The following is a 22,351-nucleotide window of genomic DNA, read 5'->3' as shown; positions in this document are numbered from 1 at the left end:
CGAATTCGTTCGTATTCTTCTTTCGGTATAAAATGAAACTTAGTGTATTCTGTGCTTTCCAGTCGCCCAAGGAAAATACCGGTACCATCGTAAACGGCAATCGTTCGTTCCTCGTGATCATCCTGCATAGCCAGCCAGGCCGGTAAGATTGTCATCGCTGCAAAAATAAACGGAACCAGCAGCGTCATAATAATAAACGACTTCTTACGAACACGGGTAAGATATTCACGTTTCAGAATTAATAATGCTTTGTTCATGGCTTATTTCTTTTGGTTGGCTTGTTCAACAACTTGAATAAATACTTCATTCATACTCGGAATCACCTCACGGAAAGCTGAAATATCCAGACGGGAAGTCAATTTTTCGAGTACCTCGCGATTACTTTCACCATCGGATTTACGGAATTTTACCAGCTGCCGGTTTCCACGGATATCGGTTTCGAGCAATTGGAAACCGTTCGCCCTAAAAACAGGGCTTAAGTCACCTAATTCCAATGTTTCTATTTCGTAATCGCCCAGCTTATATTGCTCTTTAATATCGTAAATATTACCGTCGAGTATCTTTTGCGATTTATTGATTAGGGCTATATGGTCGCAAACTTCCTCGACCGAGGCCATGTTGTGCGTCGAAAAGATAATTGTAGCACCCTGATCGCGTAAAGCCAGAATTTCATTCTTCAGCAAGTTTGCATTAATGGGATCGAATCCACTAAACGGCTCATCAAAAATCAACAGCTTCGGTTCGTGAATAACTGTCGTAACAAACTGCACTTTTTGTGCCATCCCTTTTGAGAGTTCTTCAACCTTCTTATTCCACCAGGGCTGGATTTCAAATTTCTCGAACCATTTTTTCAGATTTCTCAAGGCATCGCGGCGCGACATACCTTTGAGCTGCGCAAGATACAAGGCTTGCTCCCCTACTTTCATTTTTTTATAAAGTCCGCGTTCCTCAGGCAGGTAACCGATCATCTGAATATCGGTTGCCTTCGTCTTGCGCCCCATAAAATAAACTTCGCCCGAATCGGGGGCAGTAATCTGGTTGATGATCCGTATTAGGGTTGTTTTACCGGCTCCATTCGGCCCAAGCAGGCCAAATACCGACTGTTCCTCAACCGAAATACTTACCCGATCGAGAGCCCGATGGCCGGAATAATCCTTAACAACATCCTCCGTTTTAAACAGTTCCATAACGATGAGATTGATTTTTCAGTTCGTTGAAAATGAGAAATACTTTATGATTATCTCAAAAGTAAAGAAATCTATTTGGTCTTCCCAGACTAATCGGCAAACCAACGAAAAAAACAGACAAAAGACCAGGCCTGTCATTTTGTTGCAGGAACCATTAATTCACCCGTGTAACCCCACCCGACACCACAAATTTCATAGCCTCGGCAGGTGGCATATCGAGCTTTTTAACAGCAGTTGTTTCCACCATAAACAACTCGCCCGAAAAGGCATACGAATGCGGAAAATACACAGCTACCATACCAGGCAGGTCCATTTCTTCCATACTTTTCTGGGTTACGAAGCCAATCTTCCAGAGATTATTTTCCTTGTTAATACACACCAATACCGGCGAATTGAATTTCTTTTCCTTACCAACGAAGGCCGAAAACAGATCAACCAACGAACTGTAAATCACCTTTAGCAAAGGAGCCTTATTGAGCAGGCGCTCCCAAATGCGTTTAAAAGGATTGAAAACAATATACTCGCCCACAAAACCCAGAAAGCTTAGCAGCACAACAATAATCAACAAGCCTAGCCCAGGAACAATATGGCCGGTCCACGATTCGAGTAGATCGCGCAACAGCCCGTCGATAAAATCGAATATATGGAAGATGATATATACCGTTATTGCCAGTGGGGCAACAAACACGAGCCCCTGCATGAAATAACCGACAAACTTTTTCATTGAACGTTATTTTAAGTTGAATTACGACGAAATTACAGAATATGCGTGAAAGAATACCTGTACGTTTTCAACTCAATCTTCAATTTAACCTTAAAAGACAAGCTCCAAATAACAAACATAACTATTCATTTTATTGCAAAAACCAAGCACATTTCCTGCAAAGGAGCAAGAAAACAAGAACTTATCAGGATAGATTTTCATGGATTACAAATAATTTTACGGCAAATACACCCTGAAATTCAGAGAAGTATCGTAACTTGACAACAAGCAATTTAAATTAATCGCATTGATTCAACTCTAAACATCATTCATTAATTTATCTTAAATCAATTAAGTATGAAAAAACTTGTTGCTGAGTTTATCGGAACCTTTTGGTTGGTACTTGGAGGTTGTGGTAGTGCCGTTTTAGCTGCTGCCTTCCCGGGATTAGGAATTGGCTTTGCCGGCGTTGCATTAGCCTTTGGCTTAACGGTTCTAACCATGGTTTACGCAATTGGACACATCTCCGGCTGTCACTTAAACCCCGCTGTTTCTGTTGGCTTATGGGTGGGCGGCCGTTTTGAAACAAAGTATTTAGTGCCTTACATTATCGCTCAGGTACTCGGTGGAATTGCTGGTGCAGCAGTTCTTTACGCTATTGCCAGCGGCAAACCGGGCTTTGAACTGGGAAGCTTTGCCGCTAACGGTTACGGCGAACATTCGCCAGGCGGTTACAGTCTGTTGTCGGCTTTAATTTGCGAAGTGGTCATGACCTGTATGTTTGTAATCGTTATTTTAGGTGCTATTCACAAAAATGCACCACAAGGATTTGCAGGCATTGCCATTGGTTTGGCACTCACCCTAATCCACCTGATCTCGATTCCGGTAACCAACACTTCTGTAAACCCTGCACGGAGCACAAGCCAGGCTTTATTTGTAGGCGATTGGGCTCTAGGACAATTATGGCTGTTCTGGGTAGCACCGATCATTGGAGCTGTAATAGCCGGCCTTATTTACAGATATCTTGCACCTGAAAGAGAAGGTGTTGATATTGAATAGATGACACAAAAAAAACCGCTCAAGATTGAGCGGTTTTTTTATATCCTAATAATAGTTTGGATTATCCTTTGTATTCGTCCCAACTCTTGATGGCAATATCATCCAATTTGTATTTACATACAGCATAAATGAATGCACTTGCCACACGAGCGTTGGTAATCAACGGAATATTGTAATCGATCGCACTACGACGAATCTTGTAGCCGTTGCTCAACTCCCGTTTCGAGTAGTTTTTCGGAATATTTACGACCAGGTCAATCTTCTTCTCGCGCATGTACTCAACTGTATTCGGTTGCAAATCTTCTTCATCCGGCCAGTGTAACATGGTGGAATCAACCTGATTCTCGCGCAAGAAGCGATGTGTTCCTTCAGTTGCATAGATATTATAACCGTTTTCCTGCAACAAGCGGGCACTGTTCAGTAATTCCAGTTTCGAGCGGGCCGGACCTGAAGAGATCAACACATTTTTCTCCGGGTATTTATAGCCTACCGACAGCATGGACTTCAGAATTGCTTCGTAGAAGTTCTCACCAATACAGCCTACCTCACCAGTCGATGACATATCAACACCCAATACAGGGTCGGCATTCAACAAGCGATGGAAAGAGAACTGCGGTGCTTTTACTCCCACATAATCCAACTCGAACAGCGATTTGTCCGGTTTGTTATAAGGAACGCCCATCATCACTTTCGTTGCAATTTCAATCATATTGATCTTCATCACTTTCGAAACGAACGGGAAGCTTCGCGAAGCACGCAGGTTACACTCAATTACTTTAATGTCGTTATCCTTTGCCAGGAACTGCATATTGAACGGTCCTGAAATCTCCAATGCTTTAGCAATCTCGCGCGAAATCTTCTTGATGCGACGGATTGTTTCAACATACAATTTTTGTGGAGGAAATACGATGGTTGCATCCCCAGAGTGAACACCGGCAAACTCAACGTGTTCTGAAATGGCATAAGCCACCATTTCACCTTTATCGGCCACAGCGTCAATCTCGATCTCTTTGGCTTGCTCAATAAACTCAGTAACAACTACCGGGTGTTCTTTTGATACATTGGCTGCCATTTGCAGGAAGTGCTCCAGCTGATCCGGGTTCGATACCACATTCATCGCAGCACCCGAAAGTACGTACGACGGACGAATCAGCACCGGGTAACCAACCGTTTCAATGAATTTGTAAATATCTTCGATGCTAGTCAATTCGCTCCAACGGGGCTGATCAACACCGATTTCATCCAACAAGGCACTAAATTTCTTCCGGTCTTCGGCATTATCAATTTTCAAGGCTGAAGTACCTAAAATTGGTACATTCTGCTTATACAATTTCATTGCCAGGTTGTTCGGAATCTGTCCGCCTACCGAAACGATTACCCCTTTCGGGTTCTCCATTTCCTGGATATCCATCACACGCTCGAAAGTCAACTCGTCGAAGTACAACCGGTCGCAAGTGTCGTAGTCCGTACTTACTGTTTCCGGGTTGTAGTTAATCATGATGGCACGGTAACCTTCTTTGCGAATGGTGTTGATGGCATTTACCGAACACCAGTCGAACTCAACCGAACTACCAATGCGGTAGGCACCTGATCCAAGTACAACGATTGACTTATCATCATTTTTAAATTCAACATCGTGCTCAGTACCGTGATAAGTCAGGTACAGGTAATTTGTTTGTGCGGGATATTCGCCTGCCAGCGTATCAATCTGCTTAACAAACGGTATAATATTTTTAGCTTTACGATAGGCACGTACCTTCAGTAAGCCTTCATTAATTTCTTTATTCGGACAATCCATTACCAAACGAGCAATCTGGAAATCGGAGAAACCAGCCTTTTTGGCTTCCAGCAGCAAACTGTCATCAACGTTCTCAATTTCTGATTTTGTGCTCAGCTCATTTTTCAGGCTATCGATATTCTTCAGCTTTTGCAGGAACCAGCGATCGATTTTTGTTTTCTCATGAACCTGATCGATGCTATAACCTTTTGCAAAGGCAGCGGCAATGGCAAAAATTCGACGGTCGGTCGGGTTGATCAACTCTTCATCAATCTCGTCGATGGTAATTTCATCTTTATTGCCAACGAAACCGTGCATTCCAACGCCAACCATACGAATCCCCTTCTGAATGGCTTCTTCGAAACTACGACCAATGGACATAATCTCTCCTACCGATTTCATGGAGCTACCCAGGTTTTTGGATACACCGCTGAATTTATTTAAGTCCCAACGCGGGATTTTACACACCACATAGTCCAGAGCCGGCTCGAAACAGGCTGTTGTCACTTTAGTTACTGAGTTTTTCAGTTCGTGCAAACCATAACCTAAACCTAATTTCGCAGCGACAAATGCCAATGGATAACCGGTTGCTTTTGATGCAAGGGCTGAAGAGCGGGACAGACGGGCATTCACCTCAATCACCCGGTAATCTTCCGAATTCGGATCGAGTGTAAACTGAACGTTACACTCACCGATTACACCGATGCGGCGAATAATTTTGATGGCGATTTGACGTAGTTTATGGTATTCCGAGTTTGAAAGGGTTTGAGATGGTGCAACAACGATTGACTCACCGGTATGAATACCCAGCGGGTCGAAGTTTTCCATGTTACACACTGTGATACAGTTGTCGTATTTGTCGCGTACAACTTCGTACTCAACTTCTTTCCATCCCTTTAACGATTCCTCAACCAATACCTGAGGTGAGTAAGAGAAGGCATTTGCCAACAGCTTGTCCAACTCTTTCTCGTTTGAACAGAATCCACTACCCAAACCACCGAGTGTATAGGCTGCACGAACGATAACCGGGAAGCCCAGCTTTTCAGCTGCCGCTTTACCTGCAGTCATATTAGTACAGGCAATGCTTCGAGGGGTTTTTACATCGATTTCCTTCAGGATACCAGCGAAAATTTCCCGGTCTTCCGTGTCAATGATCGACTGCACCGGTGTACCAACAACCTGGATGTTATATTTTTCCAATATTCCCTGATGGAACAAGTCCACACCGCAGTTCAGCGCTGTTTGTCCACCGAAAGCGAGCAAAATTCCATCGGGCTTTTCCTTCTTAATTACTTGCTCAACGAAATAAGCAGTAACAGGCAGGAAGTAAATTTTATCTGCAATATTTTCAGAAGTCTGAATTGTGGCAATGTTCGGGTTAATCAAAACCGTCTCAACGCCTTCTTCTTTTAGTGCTTTTAACGCTTGCGACCCGGAGTAGTCGAACTCACCGGCTTCACCGATTTTGAGTGCACCAGACCCCAGAACGATCACTTTTTTTATACTTGTATTTAAACGTACCATAATCTTGATGTTTATGCTGCTTGTTTTCCTTTACAGGAAGGTGTTGTTAGCCTTTTTTGAATTTTACAATGTTTTCAATGAACTCATCAAACAAATATTCCGTATCAACCGGGCCGCTAGCGGCTTCGGGGTGGAATTGCGTAGAGAAGAAAGGTTTCGATTTATGGCGAATCCCTTCGTTAGTTTCGTCGTTCACATTGACAAACATTGGCTCCCAATCTGCAGGAAGTGATTCCGGAGATACAGCATAGCCATGGTTTTGAGAGGTGATAAAGCAGCGATCAGTACCGGCAAGCAAAACCGGTTGGTTGTGACTACGGTGTCCAAACTTCAATTTATAAGTTTCAGCACCAGCAGCACGTGCAAGTAATTGGTTTCCGAGGCAAATACCCATAATTGGTTTATCCTGCTGAATGGCTTTCTGAATGTATTCAACAGTTGTACCACATTTCGCAGGATCACCAGGACCGTTCGACAAAAAGATACCGTCGTATTCTTCCTGGGTGAAATCGTAATCCCAAGGCACGCGGATCACAGTTGCATTACGATTCAGCAAGCAGCGGATGATATTATATTTTACACCGCAGTCAACCAAAACAACTTTGTGTTCGCCGTCGCCATAAACTTCCTTTTTATCGCAACTAGCCACCGCAACCAGGTTTTCAGCGTTCGGATCTTCAAACTCGATCGGTTCATCATCGAATTCGATTTTTCCCAACATTGAACCTTTTACGCGCAGTATTTTTGTCAACGCACGGGTATCAATACCATACAAGCCAGGAACTTTCCATTCCTTTAGCCAATCACCCAGACTCTTGATTGCATTCCAGTGACTGTATTCTTTCGAATAATCCGAAATAATCAAACCAGTGATGTGCACTTTATTGGATTCATAAAACTGTTGAATTCCATCTTTAACTGAATCTGACGGTACACCGTAGTTACCGATCAGCGGAAAGGTGGAAACCAAAATTTGGCCCGTATATGAAGGATCTGTTAAACTTTCCGGATAGCCTGTCATTGCGGTGTAAAAAACTACTTCGCCGGCAACCGACTTGTCATATCCGAAAGAAATCCCTTCGAAACGGGTCCCATCTTCTAAAACCAAACTGACTTTTTTTGCCTCTGTCATTTTCTATGATCGCTTATATTGATTAAAAAAAATGCGTCTGTCTACGGAAGTAGTTCAAACGCATTGTGCTTATTTTTCGCTATTAATTGATGTATTCTGTTCACGTCTATCAGAAATTATTCTTTTCCTTTTTTGCCTCACTGGCAAAACATCTGATTGTTAAATCCGGTACAAAAATATAAATAATTCTGAAACAAAAATTTGTTTTCTACAAAAAATGAATAAATTTGCATTGACAATGTATAAAAATACAAAATGAAGAATCGCGTAAGCAGACATTTAGCTATTCGACAAATAATTTCATCGACTGAAATTCACAGTCAGGAAGAATTACTTGGCCAGCTGGAGAAGCAAGGTTACAGCCTTACTCAGGCAACTTTGTCGCGCGATTTAAAAACCTTGAAAGTAGCTAAAGTACCATCAGGCACAAACGGCTACATGTACATTATACCGGAAGGTGTTAATGCAGAAGCCCGCGAAGAAACGAACGAAGTAAATTTTTTAGCTGATGGGTTTCGCGACATCAATTTTTCGGGAAACCTGGCTGTGATGAGAACCCGGCCAGGGTACGCAAGCAGCATTGCTGCCGTTTTAGACAATTCAGAGCCATATGAAATTTTAGGGAGTATAGCTGGCGACGACACCATTTTATTGGTAATGCGAGAAGGAGTAACTCCCCGCGATCTCAAAAACAGTCTCATATTAATAATGCCCAAGTTACAGGACAAGATTGGCAAGTAAAGAAATGAATAAAGCAGAAGGAATTAAAGTTGTCGTTGCAGATGAGTCACATTTGAAATATGTGCCTACAATTAACGACACCATCGATGCGGCCTCGAAAGAGCGAGGCACGGGTATTGCCCGCCGTACCGATGAGTATATAACCTCAAAGATCAGCGAGGGGAAAGCCATCATCGCACTTGATGGAGAAACATTTGCTGGTTTTTGCTATGTGGAATCGTGGGGACACAACCGTTTCGTTGCCAACTCAGGATTGATCGTGGTTAAAGAATACCGCGGAGGAGGTTTGGCACGGGAAATTAAGAAGAAAGCCTTCGAATTATCCCGCAAGAAATTCCCTGACGCAAAGATCTTCGGGTTAACAACCGGCTTGGCTGTTATGAAGATTAACCATGAATTGGGCTACCGCCCGACAACCTTCTCGGAGCTGACAGACGATGAAAGCTTCTGGAAAGGGTGCCAGAGTTGTGTAAACTACGACATCCTTCAGCGCACAAACCGCACAAAATGTTTGTGTACAGGAATGTTGTTCGACCCGGCATGGGAAAAACCGAAGCAAGCGGTTGAGGTTAAACCCAAAAAGATTTCGTTATTGGAGATGATTGGCAAATTGAAACCAAAATCGAATAACGTCAATAAAGAATCAAACTTTAAAGTGTTTAAAAGAGTATAATAAGATATAAGTGATGGCACTGTTCGGCAGTCATTTCAGGATTAATTTTTTTCATAAATACCTGTGCTTGGACAATATCAGTATCATAGGAATTTTCAGGATTAATTGTTAAACAGTAAGTTCAAGGCAGGTTTTAAAGGTTAGTAAAGTTGTAAGTTTTCAGTAAGTTGCCGGGTTTGTGTCATCACTTTTTTATAAAAAATCAACTAAAATGAAAGAAAAGGTAGTATTAGCATACAGTGGCGGGTTAGACACTTCGTTTTGTGCAAAATACTTGTCAGTAGAAAAAGGTTTGGAAGTTTACACTGCCCTTGCCAACACCGGTGGTTTTGGTAAAGAAGAGTTGGAAACCATTGAAAAAAAAGCCTATGAACTGGGCTCGGCCAAACACGTAACACTGGATGTAACCGACACTTATTACGAAAAGTGTATTAAATACATGGTATTCGGGAATGTGTTGCGAAATAATACCTACCCGATCTCGGTGAGTTCTGAGCGCGTATTCCAGGCAATTGCTATCATTGAATACGCAAAAAAAATAGGTGCCAAATATGTGGCTCACGGTAGTACCGGAGCCGGAAATGACCAGGTTCGTTTCGACCTAACATTTGAGGTATTAGCACCGGATATTGAAATTCTTACACCAACCCGCGACTTAACACTTACCCGTCAGCAGGAAATCGACTACCTGAAGGAACACGGTGTTGAAGCCGACTGGTCGAAAATGGCCTATTCTATCAACAAAGGATTATGGGGAACCAGTATTGGTGGTAAAGAAACATTAACCTCAGATCAAACATTACCGGAAGAAGCCTACCCTTCTCAACTCGAAGAAAAAGAAGAGCGCGAAATCACCCTCGACTTTGTTGAAGGCGAGCTGAAAGGTGTTGACGGCAAACGCTACTTCAATACTGTTGAAGCCATCCGCGACCTGGAAGCTATCGCATCAAAATACGCTATAGGCCGCGACATGCATATTGGCGATACCATCATTGGGATTAAAGGACGTGTTGGTTTTGAGGCTGCAGCGCCCATGATGATCATTAAAGCGCACCAAATGCTCGAAAAGCACACGCTTACCAAATGGCAAATGTACTGGAAAGAACAACTATCAACCTGGTACGGCATGTTCCTGCACGAATCGCTTTACCTGGATCCGGTGATGCGCGACATCGAGAAATTCCTCGAAAGCACACAGCAATCCGTTTCAGGAAAAGTTATTCTGAAGCTTCGTCCTTACCAATTTGTTTTGGTTGGTATCGATTCTCCTTACGACCTGATGAAGTCTGACTTCGGTGAGTACGGTGAAATGAATAAAGCCTGGACGTCACAAGATGTTAAAGGCTTCACCAAAATTTTGGGAACATCACTAAAAATTTACAATTCAGTCAATAAAAAATTTTAATCCGGAAGATGAGTAAGATTAGAGTTGGTATTATTGGAGGAGCCGGTTACACGGCTGGCGAACTGATCCGGATTTTATTGAACCACCCGCAAGCTGAATTTGCTTTTATTCAGAGTAGCAGTAATGCGGGCAACCCAATTTACGAAGTACATCGCGACCTGCTGGGAGAAACCGATCTGACTTTTGTCGCTGAACCCGACTTTCGTCTGTGCGACGTTATTTTCCTTTGTATGGGTCACGGAAAATCAAAATCATTCGTTGCAGCAAACGATATTCCTGACACGGTAAAAATCATCGATCTGAGTCACGATTACCGGTTGAAAGCTGAAGGAAATGACTTTGTGTACGGTTTACCGGAATTGAACCGCGAAACAATCCGACAATCGGGGCACATTGCCAACCCCGGATGCTTCGCTACGGGGATCCAATTGACCATGTTGCCCCTTGCCGCTGCCGGCCTGATTACCGACGAACTGCACGTTCATGCAATCACCGGATCAACAGGCGCGGGACAGGCTCCCTCTTCAACCTCGCACTTCAGCTGGCGCTCCGGAAACGTTTCGGTTTACAAAGCCTTCCAGCACCAGCACCTGGGCGAGATCACGCAAAGTGTGAAACAACTGCAACCGGGATTCGATAAAGCCATCAACTTTATCCCTGTGCGCGGAAACCACACAAGAGGAATTTTCGCTTCAACCTATACCGAATTTGCCGGAACACTGGAAGAAGCAATAAGCCTGTACGAAAAATACTATGCCGAACATCCGTTTGTTTTTGTAACGAAGGAAAACCCGGATGTAAAGCAGGTGGTGAATACCAACAAAGCCATTTTGCATTTGGAAAAACATGGCAGCAAACTGATGATCCTGAGTGTTACTGACAACTTATTAAAAGGCGCATCGGGTCAAGCTGTTCAAAACATGAACCTGCAATTTGGGCTGGACGAAAAAACCGGGCTGAATTTAAAACCGGTTTCATTTTAGCGCAGATTTCCGCACGTCTGGATTCTCTGATTTCCAGAACTTGGAATTTGGAACTTAAAACTTGGAATTTGAACAATTATGAAACTTTTCGATGTATATCCGCTGTTTAATATCACCCCTGTAAAGGCTAAAGGCTCTTACATGTGGGACAGCGAAGGCAACAAATATTTGGATTTATACGGAGGACATGCTGTGATCTCCGTAGGACACAGTCACCCGCACTATGTGCAAAAAATTACCGACCAATTAAATCAAATTGGTTTTTACAGCAACTCGGTAGTCATTCCGCAACAGCAGGAGTTGGCAACCAAACTGGGCAAGCTTTCCGGCTTCGACGATTACCAATTATTCTTGTGTAACTCGGGAGCTGAAGCGAATGAAAATGCCATCAAATTGGCATCATTTGCTACCGGACGTAAAAAAATCATCAGTTTTGCCAAGGGATTTCACGGTCGTACATCGGCTGCTGTAGCCATTACGGATAATCCAAAGATTGTTGCTCCGGTAAACGAAACAGAAAATGCGGTTATCTTACCGCTTAACGATATAGAGCAAGTAGTGCTGCATTTAAAGGCTGAAGACATTGCAGCAATCATTGTAGAGGGTATCCAAGGGATCGGGGGAATTCGTGTCCCCGATCCTGCCTTTTTGGAAGAGCTGGAACGCCAATGCAAGAAGTATGGCACCTTGCTGATTTTGGACGAAATTCAATCGGGTTACGGACGTAGCGGAAAGTTCTTTGCTTTCCAATACACCAATGTGAAGCCCGACCTGATCACAACCGCGAAAGGCATGGGCAATGGGTTCCCAATTGGTGGATTGCTAATTCAGCCTGAATTAAAGCCCTGGTATGGCATGTTAGGCACCACTTTCGGTGGAAACTACCTGGCTTGTGCTGCAGGCATTGCTGTTTTGGAAATCATGGAGCAGGAAAAACTGGTTGAAAACGCTGCTAAGGTTGGTAATTTCCTGATGGAAAAACTGGCAGGATTTAAACAAATCAAGGAAGTTCGCGGTCATGGTTTAATGATCGGCTTAGAGTTTGAAGAGCCAATCAAGGAAATCCGGACCAAATTGCTGACTGAAGAAAAGATTTTCACAGGAGTTTCGGGAACAAATATCATCCGCTTGTTACCACCACTGTGTTTAACCATGGACCAAGCAGCCTATTTTATTGCTAAATTTGAAAAAGTATTAAATGAGCTGTTCGCGAAAGCAGAACAGAATTAAAAAATAAACAACTATGAAAGTCGGAAAAATTGCCATTATCGGCGCAGGAAATATGGGTGGAGCAATCGCGAACGGGATCCTTAAATCAGGCTATCTCCCGGCATCTTCTATTTCAATTTCCGATCCGCGTGAGAAAACACTTGAAAAGCTCAGTACTCTGGGTTTTCAAACCTATTTGAATAACAGTGAAGCTGCAAAAAATGCGGACTTGATCATTTTTGCAGTGAAGCCTTACCATATTGAGGGCGTTATCACCGCCATGAAAGAGATTTTGACTCCAGATAAAATTCTGGTGTCAATTGTTGCCGGAGTTCATCTGAAAGACTTAGCTCAAATGGCTGGCGAGGACAAAAAAATTCTTCGGGTAATGCCTAACACCGCGATTTCAATTCAGGAATCGATGACATGTATTGCCGGAAACGGAAATACCAAAGACTGTATCGAAACTGTCAAAGAGTTGTTCGACCAGCTTGGCGAAACAGTCATCATCAACGAAGAATTGATGGGAGCTGCTACCGTGCTTGCTTCATGCGGAACAGCCTTTGCACTACGCTACGTTCGTGCAGCAATGCAAGGTGGTGTGGAAATGGGCTTTGGCGCGGAGATGGCACAGTTCATTACAGCTCAAACCGTAAAAGGAGCTGTCCAATTAATCATGGATACCGGTAACCACCCGGAACGTGAGATCGATAAAGTAACAACTCCGCGTGGTGTAACCATCACCGGTATCAACGAAATGGAACATAAAGGATTTAGCTCATCAGTCATTCAAGGTCTGATTGCATCGTTCAACAAAATGGGTTAAGACGATACAGTATGAGCTTTCGTTATAAAAAAATTACCGTCAAAGTCGGTAGTAACGTTCTAACCAAGTCTGACGGGACATTAAATGTCGCCCGAATTGCACATTTGGTTGACCAAATCTCCTGGCTTCGCAAAAAAGGAATCGAGGTTGTTTTGGTTTCATCGGGAGCTGTTGCAGCCGGACGGAACACCCTAAGATTGAGCAAAAAGCTCGACATGGTTTCATCGCGTCAGCTTTACTCCGCTGTAGGACAGGTTAAGCTGATCAACCAGTATGCTGAACTATTCCAGGATCAAGGGATTGTTTGTGCCCAGGTGCTAACCACCAAGGATAATTTCTCGGACAGGAGCCATTACCTGAACATGAAAAACTGCATCACGACCCTGCTCGAAAACGATGTGGTTCCGATTGTGAATGAAAATGACACCATCTCGGTATCCGAGCTCATGTTTACCGACAACGATGAATTATCCGGACTGATTGCATCCATGCAAAATTCAGAAGCATTGATCATTTTGAGCAATGTGGATGGAATTTACGATGGTGACCCTTCACTTCCCGGCTCCAAAATCATTGAAGAAATTCATGTGAAGGACAGGGAATGGATGAAGAATATCCTGACACAAAAATCCGGATTTGGCCGTGGTGGAATGCTCACCAAAAGCTCGATCGCCCGCAAAGTTGCAAAGGAAGGTATTGATGTTCACATTGCAAGCGGATTGAAGGATCATGTCCTTACCGACATCCTCCTGAATGAGATGCATGTGACACATACACTTTTCAAAGCTGAAGCACGAAAGGCTTCAAACGTTAAAAAGTGGATTGCCTACTCCGATAGTTTTGCCAAAGGTGTGTTGGTCATTAACGATGGTGCACGGGAAGCCCTTTTCTCCGATATTGCCTCCAGCCTTTTGCTGATTGGCGTGACCGAAGTGAGAGGGAATTTCGAAAAAGGCGACATTGTAAAGATTGTTGATGAACAAGCCAATATTATTGGTTGGGGCAAAGTTGAATTCGATTCCGAAAAAGCAACAGAGGAAGTCGGAACGAAATACAAAAAGCCCGTTGTTCACTACGATTATCTATATTTAATTGAAGATTGAAAGCCAATCTCGATTTTAGATTAAATTTTTAAAGTTTTTAAGTACGAATATTTACGATTTAATCTTTCATTGATTAAATTTGTAAGGAATATAAAAGCGAATCAAGAACAAAAACATTATAGCTCAGAATAATTCAATATACCCTTTTCTAATAACCCCCTTTTGTTGACTTCAACAAATTCTTAAGATATTCTGAGTTGTCCCCTTCCTCCCCCAGGGAAGGGGACTTTTAATTTTAGCTATACGACCATGGAGGTAAAAAAACAATTAGAGCTTACATTAAAAGCCAGCAGATCATTAAACCTGCTGACGGTTGACCAGATCAATGCGATCTTGGCCGATGTAGCAGAAGCTGCTGTTGCCAACACCGATGCTATCTTAGCCGAAAATGAAAAAGATTTAGCACGCATGGCTCCGGAAGATCCGAAATACGACCGTCTGAAACTGACCGCTGACCGTATTGCCGGTATCGCCGCCGATATTCGCAATGTAGCTTCTTTACCTTCACCGCTTGGCCGCGTGTTAAGTGAATCAGTCCGACCCAATGGCATGCGCATCAAAAAGGTGTCGGTTGCTTTTGGTGTAATCGGCATTATCTACGAAGCACGGCCAAACGTGACGTTCGACGTGTTTTCACTGTGTCTAAAGTCGGGTAATGCCTGTGTTTTAAAAGGTGGCAGCGATGCCATTGATTCCAACACAGCTATTGTAAAGGTTATTCATTCGGTACTGGAAAAACACAGTATCGATCAAAATATTCTGACACTGTTGCCGGCCGACCGTGCAGCAACCGCGGAAATTCTGAATGCTCAAGGTTTTGTCGACCTGATCATTCCTCGTGGCTCACAAGGCTTGATTGAGTTCGTGCGGAAGAATGCAACCATCCCGGTTATTGAAACAGGTGCGGGCATTTGCCACACTTATTTCGATGAGTTTGGCGATACCGAGAAAGGGAAAAACATTGTTTACAATGCTAAAGCTCGCCGCCCGAGTGTGTGTAATGCACTGGATTGCCTGATTATTCACGACAGCCGTCTGGCCGACTTACCGGCAATATGCAGCAAACTGCCCGAAAGCAATGTGATTGTCTATGCCGACGAGCAAGCACACAATGCCCTGGAAGGCAGCTACCCGGCTAATCTGCTGGAGTGGGCAACTGCTGAATCCTTCGGAACGGAGTTTTTGGACTATAAAATGGCCATCAAAACTGTTTCAAGTTTCGATGAGGCGCTGGACCATATTGCCGACTACAGCTCGAAGCACAGCGAGGCTATTGTAACCGAGGATACCGAGCGTCAGGATTTGTTCCGCAAGCTTGTTGATGCCTCTTCGGTTTACTGCAACGTATCAACTGCTTTTACCGATGGAGCGCAGTTTGGACTGGGAGCCGAAATTGGTATTTCAACCCAAAAGCTGCATGCCCGCGGGCCAATGGCGCTGGAAGAACTAACCAGCTACAAATGGCTGATCGACGGCGAAGGACAAATCAGGCCAATATAAAGCCCCCTCCAACTCCCCCGACGGGGAGAGAAAGAAATAATGAGTAAGAGAGAACAATATCGGAAAAGTTACAATCGATAGAAAAAAAGAAACGAACTAAAGTCTTAACAATAAGCAACAACAGATAAATGCACTCTTTACTCCCTCTCCACCGGAGAGGGCGGGGGGAGAGGCTTCCAAAACAATAAAATATGAAACACTTCACCTCTGTTCACGATTTAGATAATTTGGATGAAGCCATGAAACTGGCTTTCGAATTGAAAAAAGATCCCTACAAATACCAGGATCTGGGAAAAAACAAAACCTTATTGCTGGTTTTCTTTAACTCAAGCTTACGCACCCGCTTAAGCACACAGAAAGCCGGACTGAATCTGGGAATGAATGTGATTGTTTTCGACATTAATGAAGGTGGCTGGAAGCTGGAAACCGAGCTGGGCGTAATCATGGACGGCGACAAGCCGGAACATATCCGCGAAGCCGTACCGGTTATCGGAAAATATTGCGACATCATCGGGGTGCGCTCTTTTGCGAGATTTGAGAACAAAGAGGATGACTACGAGGAGAAAATCATCCAGCAGTTCATCGATTACAGCGGCGTTCCCGTTGTGAGCATGGAGGCTGCGACACGTCACCCGCTGCAGTCGTTTGCCGACCACCTGACCATTGAAGAGCACAAAACCAAAGCTCGCCCGAAGGTGGTGATGACCTGGGCTCCTCACCCACGCGCTTTACCACAGGCTGTACCGAACTCGTTTGTGGAGTGGATGCGTGCAACCGACTACGAACTGGTGGTAACTCACCCCGAAGGATACGAGCTGGCACCGGAGTTTATGGGCGACCTGAAACCGGAATACGACCAGATGAAAGCTTTTGAAGGTGCTGATTTCATCTATGCCAAAAGCTGGGCTGCCTATAACGACTATGGTAAAGTATTATCGCAGGATCGGGAATGGACCGTGAGCGATCGCCAGATGGCCGTTACCAACAATGCCAAATTCATGCACTGTTTACCGGTTCGCCGGAACATGATCGTGAGCGATTCGGTGATCGACAGCCCAAACTCAATTGTCGTTGAAGAAGCCGGCAACCGACTATTCTCAGCACAAACCGTGTTGAAACTGTTGCTGGACCAGATGAAATAAGAAGACTGGAATGAAGATTAGAGAATTAGAAGGTTAAAATACATTTTGTAAGGCCTTTGAAACTCGGAACTTGGAACTCATAAAATGACTAAGCAAAAACTTACAATCGTAAAAGTTGGTGGTAAAGTGGTTGAAGAGAAAGACTCTTTGGCTGATTTGCTCGACCGCTTTTCGAAACTGGAAGGACTAAAAGTACTGGTTCATGGTGGTGGCCGCTCGGCAACAGCCATGGCCGAACGTCTGGGCATTGAAACCAAAATGGTGGAAGGCCGCCGCATCACCGATCAGGCGATGCTGGAGGTAGTGACCATGGTGTACGGCGGACTGGTGAATAAAAATATTGTGGCACAACTGCAGGCCCTGGGCATGAATGCCATCGGGCTGACCGGTGCCGACCTCAACTATATGCAGGCTGTAAAACGCCCGGTAAAAACCATCGACTATGGTTTTGTGGGTGATATTGTGGCGGTAAATGTTGACGAGCTGAACCTGTTGCTGGAGAAAAATGTAATCCCTGTGCTCGCCCCCTTGTCGCACGATAAGCAAGGCAATATGCTGAATGTCAATGCCGACACCATTGCAGCCGAGGCATCTGTCGCTTTTGCGGAACACTTCGATGTGGAGCTGGTTTTCTGCTTCGAGAAGCCTGGTGTGCTGGAGGATTCGGAAGATGACAACTCGGTAATTGCCTCGCTGAACCACGGACAGTTTAAAGCACTGCAGGAAAGCGGTGCCATCCACGCTGGCATGATTCCCAAGCTGGATAACAGCTTCAATGCGATTTCAAAAGGTGTTTCGAAAGTGCGCATCACCAACATCCCCGGCTTACAAACCGGCGGAACCAGCTTGTTACCCGAATAATTAGCAGTGGTTATTGACCGGGCGACTTGAAGTCACCCTGTCATTGATTAGAACAAATAAGTTATTTTAAATACAATCTGAAAAAGCTCCGTCCTCGAATTTGAGGCGGAGCTTTTTTATGCGTTTCATTTAGTCTTCAAAATTCAGGTAGTAATCGAAGAAAGGCAACATTTGATTTGGAATACGGCCATCTGGGGTATAAATATTATTCACATGGGTGCCGATATATTCTTCCGCAAAATGCTTGATGCCCACATTCTCTAAACGCTGGCTGAACATGCTGCACATGATCGTAAAGCGGTCTCCGGAATTTCTTCCCCAATCCAGCTTAATGGCTTTCAGCTTTTTGAGGTTGTCGAGGTAATCGTCAATCATATGCAAAGGCATATTGGCATACCATTTTTCAAGAATATCCTTGTGAACCACCAGCTCATCACCGTCATAAGTAAAAGGCAGGTCGCAATAAAACGGAGGCTTGTCAGGATTAGGCGTCCACGATTTCCCAAAGGCAATAATTACCTTACCGAAGTAGCTTTTATTGAGTTCTTCCTGCGTTTTAATATGCGCTAATTCTTTATAAGTATTGCTGTTCGGCCCATATTCACGCACGATGGTCAGCACGCCGGGGCTGAGAGCATAAACGCTGCTAAAGATGTCGGGGTGGTGCATCGCAATTTTCAGCGCCCCGTATCCACCCATGCTATGCCCCGTAATTCCACGGCTGTCTTTATTGGCAATCGTCCGGTAGTTTTTATCCATATAGCTAACCAGGTCGTAGGCCGTAAAATCCTCCCAATTTCCATAAAGCGCGCTGTTGCTGTAAAAGCTCCCGTCGTAGCTTGTCTTTTCATCGGGGATAACCATAATGAACGGTCGGATGTGGTGGGTGGCAATGGCCAGATCCAGCAAGCCGGCGATGTAGTCCATCACCTTATTATCACCCGTAAAACCATGTAGAAAATAGATAACCGGATAATGCTGCGTACTTTCATCATATCCCGGCGGAAGGTAGACGGAAACTGCCCGGGTCGGATTTTCGCCATAGTTATTCTCCAGGTTTTTCGAATAAATGGAATCATTGATCACAGTTCCTTTGGGTGGCTGTGCCATTAACGAGAGATTGACACAAAACAAAAGGACAAACAGGAAGAAGTATTTTTTCATTATATCGGGTTTAGGTGTGTAATTCGAGCTATTGGTTTGGCTTCTCGGGGAGATTTCCAGTTCAGACATTCTTGCTCCCGGCGCTGTATATGAATGACACAGAATGACGCGTAAAGTCCTACTCGAAGTGGGGATTATTCGCTAGTGTTTTGTGAAAAGCACGTTCTTACTGACCGGGTGACTCGAGTCATCCGGTCAGTAAGAAGTCAGCTTTATTTTAAAGAAAGGGAAACAGGTAGAAAACAGCAATCATCAGGATGGTCACCGACGAGATCGTCACCGGGAACCAAACAGGTGCTACCCACGGACGAGGGATCAGGAACAACACATCAATCGTCTTAAGATTAGGTGGCCATTTGATGACTAAATACAAGGACACATAGTAAAACAAATCCCAGAAAGCGAAGGTCCAGAGGAAAATAAGGAGTTGCTCCAGCCAGCCTTCTCCGGTCAATAAGGCTATTATAACCAACATCACGATCGTTGCCACTTCCCGGGTCATCTCAATTTTAATTAATCTGTCAGGAATTTCGGCCAGCAGCTTGCGGGTGTCTGCTTCTGGTTCCAATAAGCCCATCGCCTTACGCAGATACACCACCACTACCCCTTCAACGTGAGCCATGGCAATTCCGAAAACAGCCAGTAAAATGAATTTGATGATCATGAGGTATTGTACCCGCTAAGCTAATCAATTGTTACTGTAGGAGCGTTTTGTATTTACCGGGTGACTTCTTCTGCCCCTCGTTTGTAACGGTAGAAGTGAATGCTTGATTGGAAATTGATTAAACAACTGTGGTCGGTTTTGCAAAAGCATATCAGCAAGCGTGTTGGCGAAATTAATCTTGATAAGGAGTAGGGTGAGCTTTGTCTTTTAAGGGATTTTGTTTAGAAAAGGACAAATGCCCGATATTTTTAAACTAAAAAAAGTAATAATGAAGACAACTACCACATTAACCCAGTTATTACTGTCTGTATCAATTTGCACCAGTATTTTCTTAGTTTCGTCCTGTTCTAATAGTGATGATGAGGTAAGCAGTATTGCAGTTACAAGTGTTTCCTTAGACGAAACTACACTTAGTCTAACGGTTGGCTCAAGCAGTACACTAACTGCAACAGTTAGCCCAAGCAATGCCTCGGACACCGAAGTTAGCTGGAACTCTGAAGATGAAGATGTAGCTACAGTAAGTAGTGGGACTGTTACCGCCGTGGCTACCGGAACTGCTACGGTTACTGTAACTACTGCCGACGGTGGTTATACCGCAACATGCGAGGTTACAGTTAGCTCCTCGTCTTCTTCCGATGGTGAAGCTTACTCGCAATCTTCGGGTACGGTTACGGTATCAGACGAAACTTATTCTTCAACCGAATCCGACGTTAATGCAGTAGAGGTTTCGGGAGGAACTTTCACCATGACTGACTGTACGATTACCAAAAGTGGCGATACTGAAGACTCGGATGGAAGTAGCTTTTATGGCACAAATGCTGCGATCCTGTCCAGTGACGGTGGTACAGTGGTGATGAGTGGCGGAAGTATTTCAACCAGCGCTATCGGGGCAAATGGTATTGTTGCTTATGGCGGAACAGTTACCGTATCGGATGTCGAAATAAACTGTTCTGAAAACTTATCACGAGGTATTCATGCTACAGGTGGTGGAACAATCACAGCTACCGATCTAACAATAACCACCACGGGAAGTAACAGTTCGGTTATTGCTTTAGATAAAGGCGGCGGTACCGTGAATGTGACTGGTGGAAGCTATACAACAACCGGCACCGATTGCGCTGTACTTTACTCAACCGGCGAACTGACGGTGAACAACATTACGGGTAGTTCGTCGCAAGGCGAAATAGGGGTCATCGAGGGCGATAATTACATCACTATTAACAATAGTACCATTACTTCGGGCGCAGGTTCATCGAGCCGGGGGATGATGATTTTGCAAAGCGGATCGGGCGATGCCGGTACCGGTACCAATGGTGTGATTACTGTTACCGGAGGCTCGCTGACGATGACTGGCGAGAGCACTCCCTTTATCGAAATTGTAACCAACGTAACCGGAAAAGTTACACTTGATGGTGTTGCTACAACGATTCCTTCAGGCATATTAATGGAGGTTGATTACAACACCCGCTGGTCAACTTACGGGGCAACCGGAGTACTTAACCTCTCGGGCAGCGGTACAACTTACTCCGGAAGTATTGTTACCGACTCATACAGCTCTGCCGAACTTACTGTTAATTCGGGTGTTACCTGGCAAGGGGCTTATGATACCGACAATACCGGGGCTTCGACCTCAATTACTCTTGAAGGAGGAACATGGACGCTGACCGGGAATTCGAATGTTGATACAATCATATTAAACGATGGGGCTGTTATCAACAAATCGGGTTACACGCTTAGTTATACTACCCTCACCCAAAACTCGGGAACAGTTAACGACTAAATAGAACCACGATATTCAGCGCTTGCGAATTCGCCAGTGAAAAAGAAAATTTATGAGCTCTGGGGGAAAGCCCGGGGCTTTTTTCGTAAGAAATTTTTTGGATTAGCAATCTTCTGCCCCTCTTCTCTTTTCTACCCCTCGTTTGTAACGAGGGGTTAGTGGTTGTGAGTTTGTAACTCATTATATATTCATTTGTATGTGTACCAATCCTTGTTCCCCGGCATAATCCCGGGCCGAACTGTACAGATAATCTTCCGGTCGGAAAACAATCAGTGCCCGAACCGGATTTTGGTGTGTGTAGTTTATCCGTTGTTCAAGCACCTGCGTATTGTCCAGCAGGACGGCATGATTCGTTTCCTGCCAGAATTTGTAGGTTGAAACCCGGTTATCGAACTTGCCGGCGTACCTGAACCGATATAACATCCATTCTTTCCGGCTCTCAGGCTCAGTTTCTATCATGTTCAGAATCGTTTTTGCTGTGAACTTTTTAAAATCCCGAATAATAGCACTAAGCCTGTAATCCGCCTTTGCCCTGCATACCAGGTGAAGGTGGTTCGACATGAGGCACCAGGCAAATAGTTCAAGTCCTTTGTTTGCGACGCAATAATTCAACGAATCGGCTACAACCAGCTTATACTCCTTGCGTGTAAATACATCAATCCAGTCTTCCACCGTGAACGTTAGAAAGTAAACGGCATTTTGATCGGTTATATAGTAGTTGTCGGCTGGCATTGTGTTTCCAATTAGGTACGATTCAACTCAAATCATGGATAATGTCGTTGCAAACGACAAGCAATTAACCCCTCGTTTTTAACGAGGGGTAGAAGTGAATTAATTTTCCAGGTTTTTGGTCTATTTACCGGGTGACGCGAAGTCACCCGGTAAATAAGCAGAGCTGATTAAAAGCGGCTGGCTTCG

General features: G+C 44.3%; 19 protein-coding genes and 1 pseudogene. 12 read left to right on the top strand and 8 right to left on the bottom strand.

Annotated elements, in window-relative coordinates; all coding sequences use genetic code 11:
- The 3 genes and pseudogenes from AC37HE_RS01335 to AC37HE_RS01325 all read right to left on the bottom strand — a co-directional run.
- A pseudogene (locus AC37HE_RS01335) lies at positions 1-257 on the bottom strand (ABC transporter permease); the annotation flags it as partial.
- A gap of 3 nt (positions 258-260) precedes the next feature.
- Positions 261-1,187, bottom strand: coding sequence for an ABC transporter ATP-binding protein (locus AC37HE_RS01330; protein ID WP_500780970.1), 927 nt, complete (start codon positions 1,185-1,187; stop codon positions 261-263).
- Between the two features lie 154 nt (positions 1,188-1,341).
- On the bottom strand, positions 1,342-1,911 hold the full coding sequence (locus AC37HE_RS01325; RefSeq protein ID WP_500780969.1) for a DUF502 domain-containing protein: 570 nt from the start codon (positions 1,909-1,911) through the stop codon (positions 1,342-1,344).
- 336 nt (positions 1,912-2,247) lie between these two features.
- On the opposite strand from AC37HE_RS01325, the gene aqpZ reads away from it, so the two are divergent.
- A complete protein-coding gene (aqpZ, locus tag AC37HE_RS01320) occupies positions 2,248-2,949 on the top strand; it encodes an aquaporin Z (protein WP_500780968.1) in 702 nt (233 codons plus the stop codon).
- A gap of 61 nt (positions 2,950-3,010) precedes the next feature.
- Here aqpZ and carB read toward each other — a convergent pair whose 3' ends face one another.
- Both carB and carA read right to left on the bottom strand, forming a co-directional pair.
- Positions 3,011-6,250 carry a carbamoyl-phosphate synthase (glutamine-hydrolyzing) large subunit gene (gene carB, locus AC37HE_RS01315; RefSeq protein ID WP_500780967.1) on the bottom strand — a complete coding sequence of 1,080 codons (3,240 nt, stop codon included), beginning with the start codon at positions 6,248-6,250 and terminating at the stop codon, positions 3,011-3,013.
- Positions 6,251-6,296: 46 nt separating this feature from the next.
- On the bottom strand, positions 6,297-7,382 hold the full coding sequence (gene carA / locus AC37HE_RS01310) for a glutamine-hydrolyzing carbamoyl-phosphate synthase small subunit (RefSeq protein WP_500780966.1): 1,086 nt from the start codon (positions 7,380-7,382) through the stop codon (positions 6,297-6,299).
- A gap of 255 nt (positions 7,383-7,637) precedes the next feature.
- Here carA and AC37HE_RS01305 point away from each other — a divergent pair, with 255 nt between their 5' ends.
- The 10 genes from AC37HE_RS01305 to argB all read left to right on the top strand — a co-directional run bounded on the left by AC37HE_RS01305 (position 7,638) and on the right by argB (position 17,825).
- The gene (locus AC37HE_RS01305) at positions 7,638-8,123 is read left to right on the top strand and encodes an arginine repressor (RefSeq protein WP_500780965.1); all 486 of its coding nucleotides are present in this window, start codon (positions 7,638-7,640) and stop codon (positions 8,121-8,123) included.
- A gap of 4 nt (positions 8,124-8,127) precedes the next feature.
- A complete protein-coding gene (locus AC37HE_RS01300; RefSeq protein WP_500780964.1) occupies positions 8,128-8,796 on the top strand; it encodes a GNAT family N-acetyltransferase in 669 nt (222 codons plus the stop codon).
- 211 nt (positions 8,797-9,007) lie between these two features.
- Positions 9,008-10,201, top strand: a complete 1,194-nt coding sequence (locus AC37HE_RS01295) for an argininosuccinate synthase (RefSeq protein ID WP_500780963.1) — start codon at positions 9,008-9,010, stop codon at positions 10,199-10,201.
- An 8-nt stretch (positions 10,202-10,209) separates the two neighbouring features.
- Positions 10,210-11,184: an N-acetyl-gamma-glutamyl-phosphate reductase gene (argC, locus tag AC37HE_RS01290; protein WP_500780962.1), complete on the top strand. Its 975-nt coding sequence runs from the start codon at positions 10,210-10,212 to the stop codon at positions 11,182-11,184.
- Positions 11,185-11,262: 78 nt separating this feature from the next.
- A complete protein-coding gene (locus tag AC37HE_RS01285; protein ID WP_500780961.1) occupies positions 11,263-12,414 on the top strand; it encodes an aspartate aminotransferase family protein in 1,152 nt (383 codons plus the stop codon).
- Between the two features lie 13 nt (positions 12,415-12,427).
- Positions 12,428-13,219 carry a pyrroline-5-carboxylate reductase gene (gene proC / locus AC37HE_RS01280; RefSeq protein ID WP_500780960.1) on the top strand — a complete coding sequence of 264 codons (792 nt, stop codon included), beginning with the start codon at positions 12,428-12,430 and terminating at the stop codon, positions 13,217-13,219.
- A gap of 11 nt (positions 13,220-13,230) precedes the next feature.
- Entirely contained in the window at positions 13,231-14,322 is a 1,092-nt protein-coding gene (proB, locus tag AC37HE_RS01275) for a glutamate 5-kinase (protein ID WP_500780959.1), read from the top strand.
- Between the two features lie 249 nt (positions 14,323-14,571).
- A complete protein-coding gene (locus AC37HE_RS01270) occupies positions 14,572-15,822 on the top strand; it encodes a glutamate-5-semialdehyde dehydrogenase (RefSeq protein WP_500780958.1) in 1,251 nt (416 codons plus the stop codon).
- A 191-nt stretch (positions 15,823-16,013) separates the two neighbouring features.
- Positions 16,014-16,964, top strand: coding sequence for an N-acetylornithine carbamoyltransferase (locus tag AC37HE_RS01265; protein ID WP_500780957.1), 951 nt, complete (start codon positions 16,014-16,016; stop codon positions 16,962-16,964).
- An 84-nt stretch (positions 16,965-17,048) separates the two neighbouring features.
- Entirely contained in the window at positions 17,049-17,825 is a 777-nt protein-coding gene (gene argB / locus AC37HE_RS01260; RefSeq protein WP_500780956.1) for an acetylglutamate kinase, read from the top strand.
- A 129-nt stretch (positions 17,826-17,954) separates the two neighbouring features.
- Here the strand turns inward: argB and AC37HE_RS01255 are convergent, their stop codons facing one another.
- A complete protein-coding gene (locus AC37HE_RS01255; RefSeq protein ID WP_500780955.1) occupies positions 17,955-18,989 on the bottom strand; it encodes an alpha/beta hydrolase in 1,035 nt (344 codons plus the stop codon).
- A 217-nt stretch (positions 18,990-19,206) separates the two neighbouring features.
- Complete coding sequence (locus AC37HE_RS01250) at positions 19,207-19,653, bottom strand: hypothetical protein (RefSeq protein WP_500780954.1); 447 nt, start codon at positions 19,651-19,653, stop codon at positions 19,207-19,209.
- A 268-nt stretch (positions 19,654-19,921) separates the two neighbouring features.
- On the opposite strand from AC37HE_RS01250, the gene AC37HE_RS01245 reads away from it, so the two are divergent.
- Entirely contained in the window at positions 19,922-21,433 is a 1,512-nt protein-coding gene (locus AC37HE_RS01245; RefSeq protein ID WP_500780953.1) for an Ig-like domain-containing protein, read from the top strand.
- Between the two features lie 180 nt (positions 21,434-21,613).
- Here the strand turns inward: AC37HE_RS01245 and AC37HE_RS01240 are convergent, their stop codons facing one another.
- Positions 21,614-22,165: an REP-associated tyrosine transposase gene (locus AC37HE_RS01240; RefSeq protein ID WP_500780952.1), complete on the bottom strand. Its 552-nt coding sequence runs from the start codon at positions 22,163-22,165 to the stop codon at positions 21,614-21,616.
- Between the last annotated feature and the right edge of the window lie 186 nt (positions 22,166-22,351).

It is taken from the genome of Mangrovibacterium sp. (assembly GCF_059905295.1).
Note: the sequence above shows the minus strand (reverse complement) of the source record. Positions and strands in the feature narration are given on the sequence as shown.

What these genes read in the sequence shown, in the direction of transcription:
- AC37HE_RS01330 (WP_500780970.1), bottom strand. Translation starts at nt 1,187, where the DNA reads ATGGAACTGTTTAAAACGGAGGATGTTGTTAAGGATTATTCCGGCCAT.
- AC37HE_RS01325 (WP_500780969.1), bottom strand. Translation starts at nt 1,911, where the DNA reads ATGAAAAAGTTTGTCGGTTATTTCATGCAGGGGCTCGTGTTTGTTGCC.
- aqpZ (WP_500780968.1), top strand. Translation starts at nt 2,248, where the DNA reads ATGAAAAAACTTGTTGCTGAGTTTATCGGAACCTTTTGGTTGGTACTT.
- carB (WP_500780967.1), bottom strand. Translation starts at nt 6,250, where the DNA reads ATGGTACGTTTAAATACAAGTATAAAAAAAGTGATCGTTCTGGGGTCT.
- carA (WP_500780966.1), bottom strand. Translation starts at nt 7,382, where the DNA reads ATGACAGAGGCAAAAAAAGTCAGTTTGGTTTTAGAAGATGGGACCCGT.
- AC37HE_RS01305 (WP_500780965.1), top strand. Translation starts at nt 7,638, where the DNA reads ATGAAGAATCGCGTAAGCAGACATTTAGCTATTCGACAAATAATTTCA.
- AC37HE_RS01300 (WP_500780964.1), top strand. Translation starts at nt 8,128, where the DNA reads ATGAATAAAGCAGAAGGAATTAAAGTTGTCGTTGCAGATGAGTCACAT.
- AC37HE_RS01295 (WP_500780963.1), top strand. Translation starts at nt 9,008, where the DNA reads ATGAAAGAAAAGGTAGTATTAGCATACAGTGGCGGGTTAGACACTTCG.
- argC (WP_500780962.1), top strand. Translation starts at nt 10,210, where the DNA reads ATGAGTAAGATTAGAGTTGGTATTATTGGAGGAGCCGGTTACACGGCT.
- AC37HE_RS01285 (WP_500780961.1), top strand. Translation starts at nt 11,263, where the DNA reads ATGAAACTTTTCGATGTATATCCGCTGTTTAATATCACCCCTGTAAAG.
- proC (WP_500780960.1), top strand. Translation starts at nt 12,428, where the DNA reads ATGAAAGTCGGAAAAATTGCCATTATCGGCGCAGGAAATATGGGTGGA.
- proB (WP_500780959.1), top strand. Translation starts at nt 13,231, where the DNA reads ATGAGCTTTCGTTATAAAAAAATTACCGTCAAAGTCGGTAGTAACGTT.
- AC37HE_RS01270 (WP_500780958.1), top strand. Translation starts at nt 14,572, where the DNA reads ATGGAGGTAAAAAAACAATTAGAGCTTACATTAAAAGCCAGCAGATCA.
- AC37HE_RS01265 (WP_500780957.1), top strand. Translation starts at nt 16,014, where the DNA reads ATGAAACACTTCACCTCTGTTCACGATTTAGATAATTTGGATGAAGCC.
- argB (WP_500780956.1), top strand. Translation starts at nt 17,049, where the DNA reads ATGACTAAGCAAAAACTTACAATCGTAAAAGTTGGTGGTAAAGTGGTT.
- AC37HE_RS01255 (WP_500780955.1), bottom strand. Translation starts at nt 18,989, where the DNA reads ATGAAAAAATACTTCTTCCTGTTTGTCCTTTTGTTTTGTGTCAATCTC.
- AC37HE_RS01250 (WP_500780954.1), bottom strand. Translation starts at nt 19,653, where the DNA reads ATGATCATCAAATTCATTTTACTGGCTGTTTTCGGAATTGCCATGGCT.
- AC37HE_RS01245 (WP_500780953.1), top strand. Translation starts at nt 19,922, where the DNA reads ATGAAGACAACTACCACATTAACCCAGTTATTACTGTCTGTATCAATT.
- AC37HE_RS01240 (WP_500780952.1), bottom strand. Translation starts at nt 22,165, where the DNA reads ATGCCAGCCGACAACTACTATATAACCGATCAAAATGCCGTTTACTTT.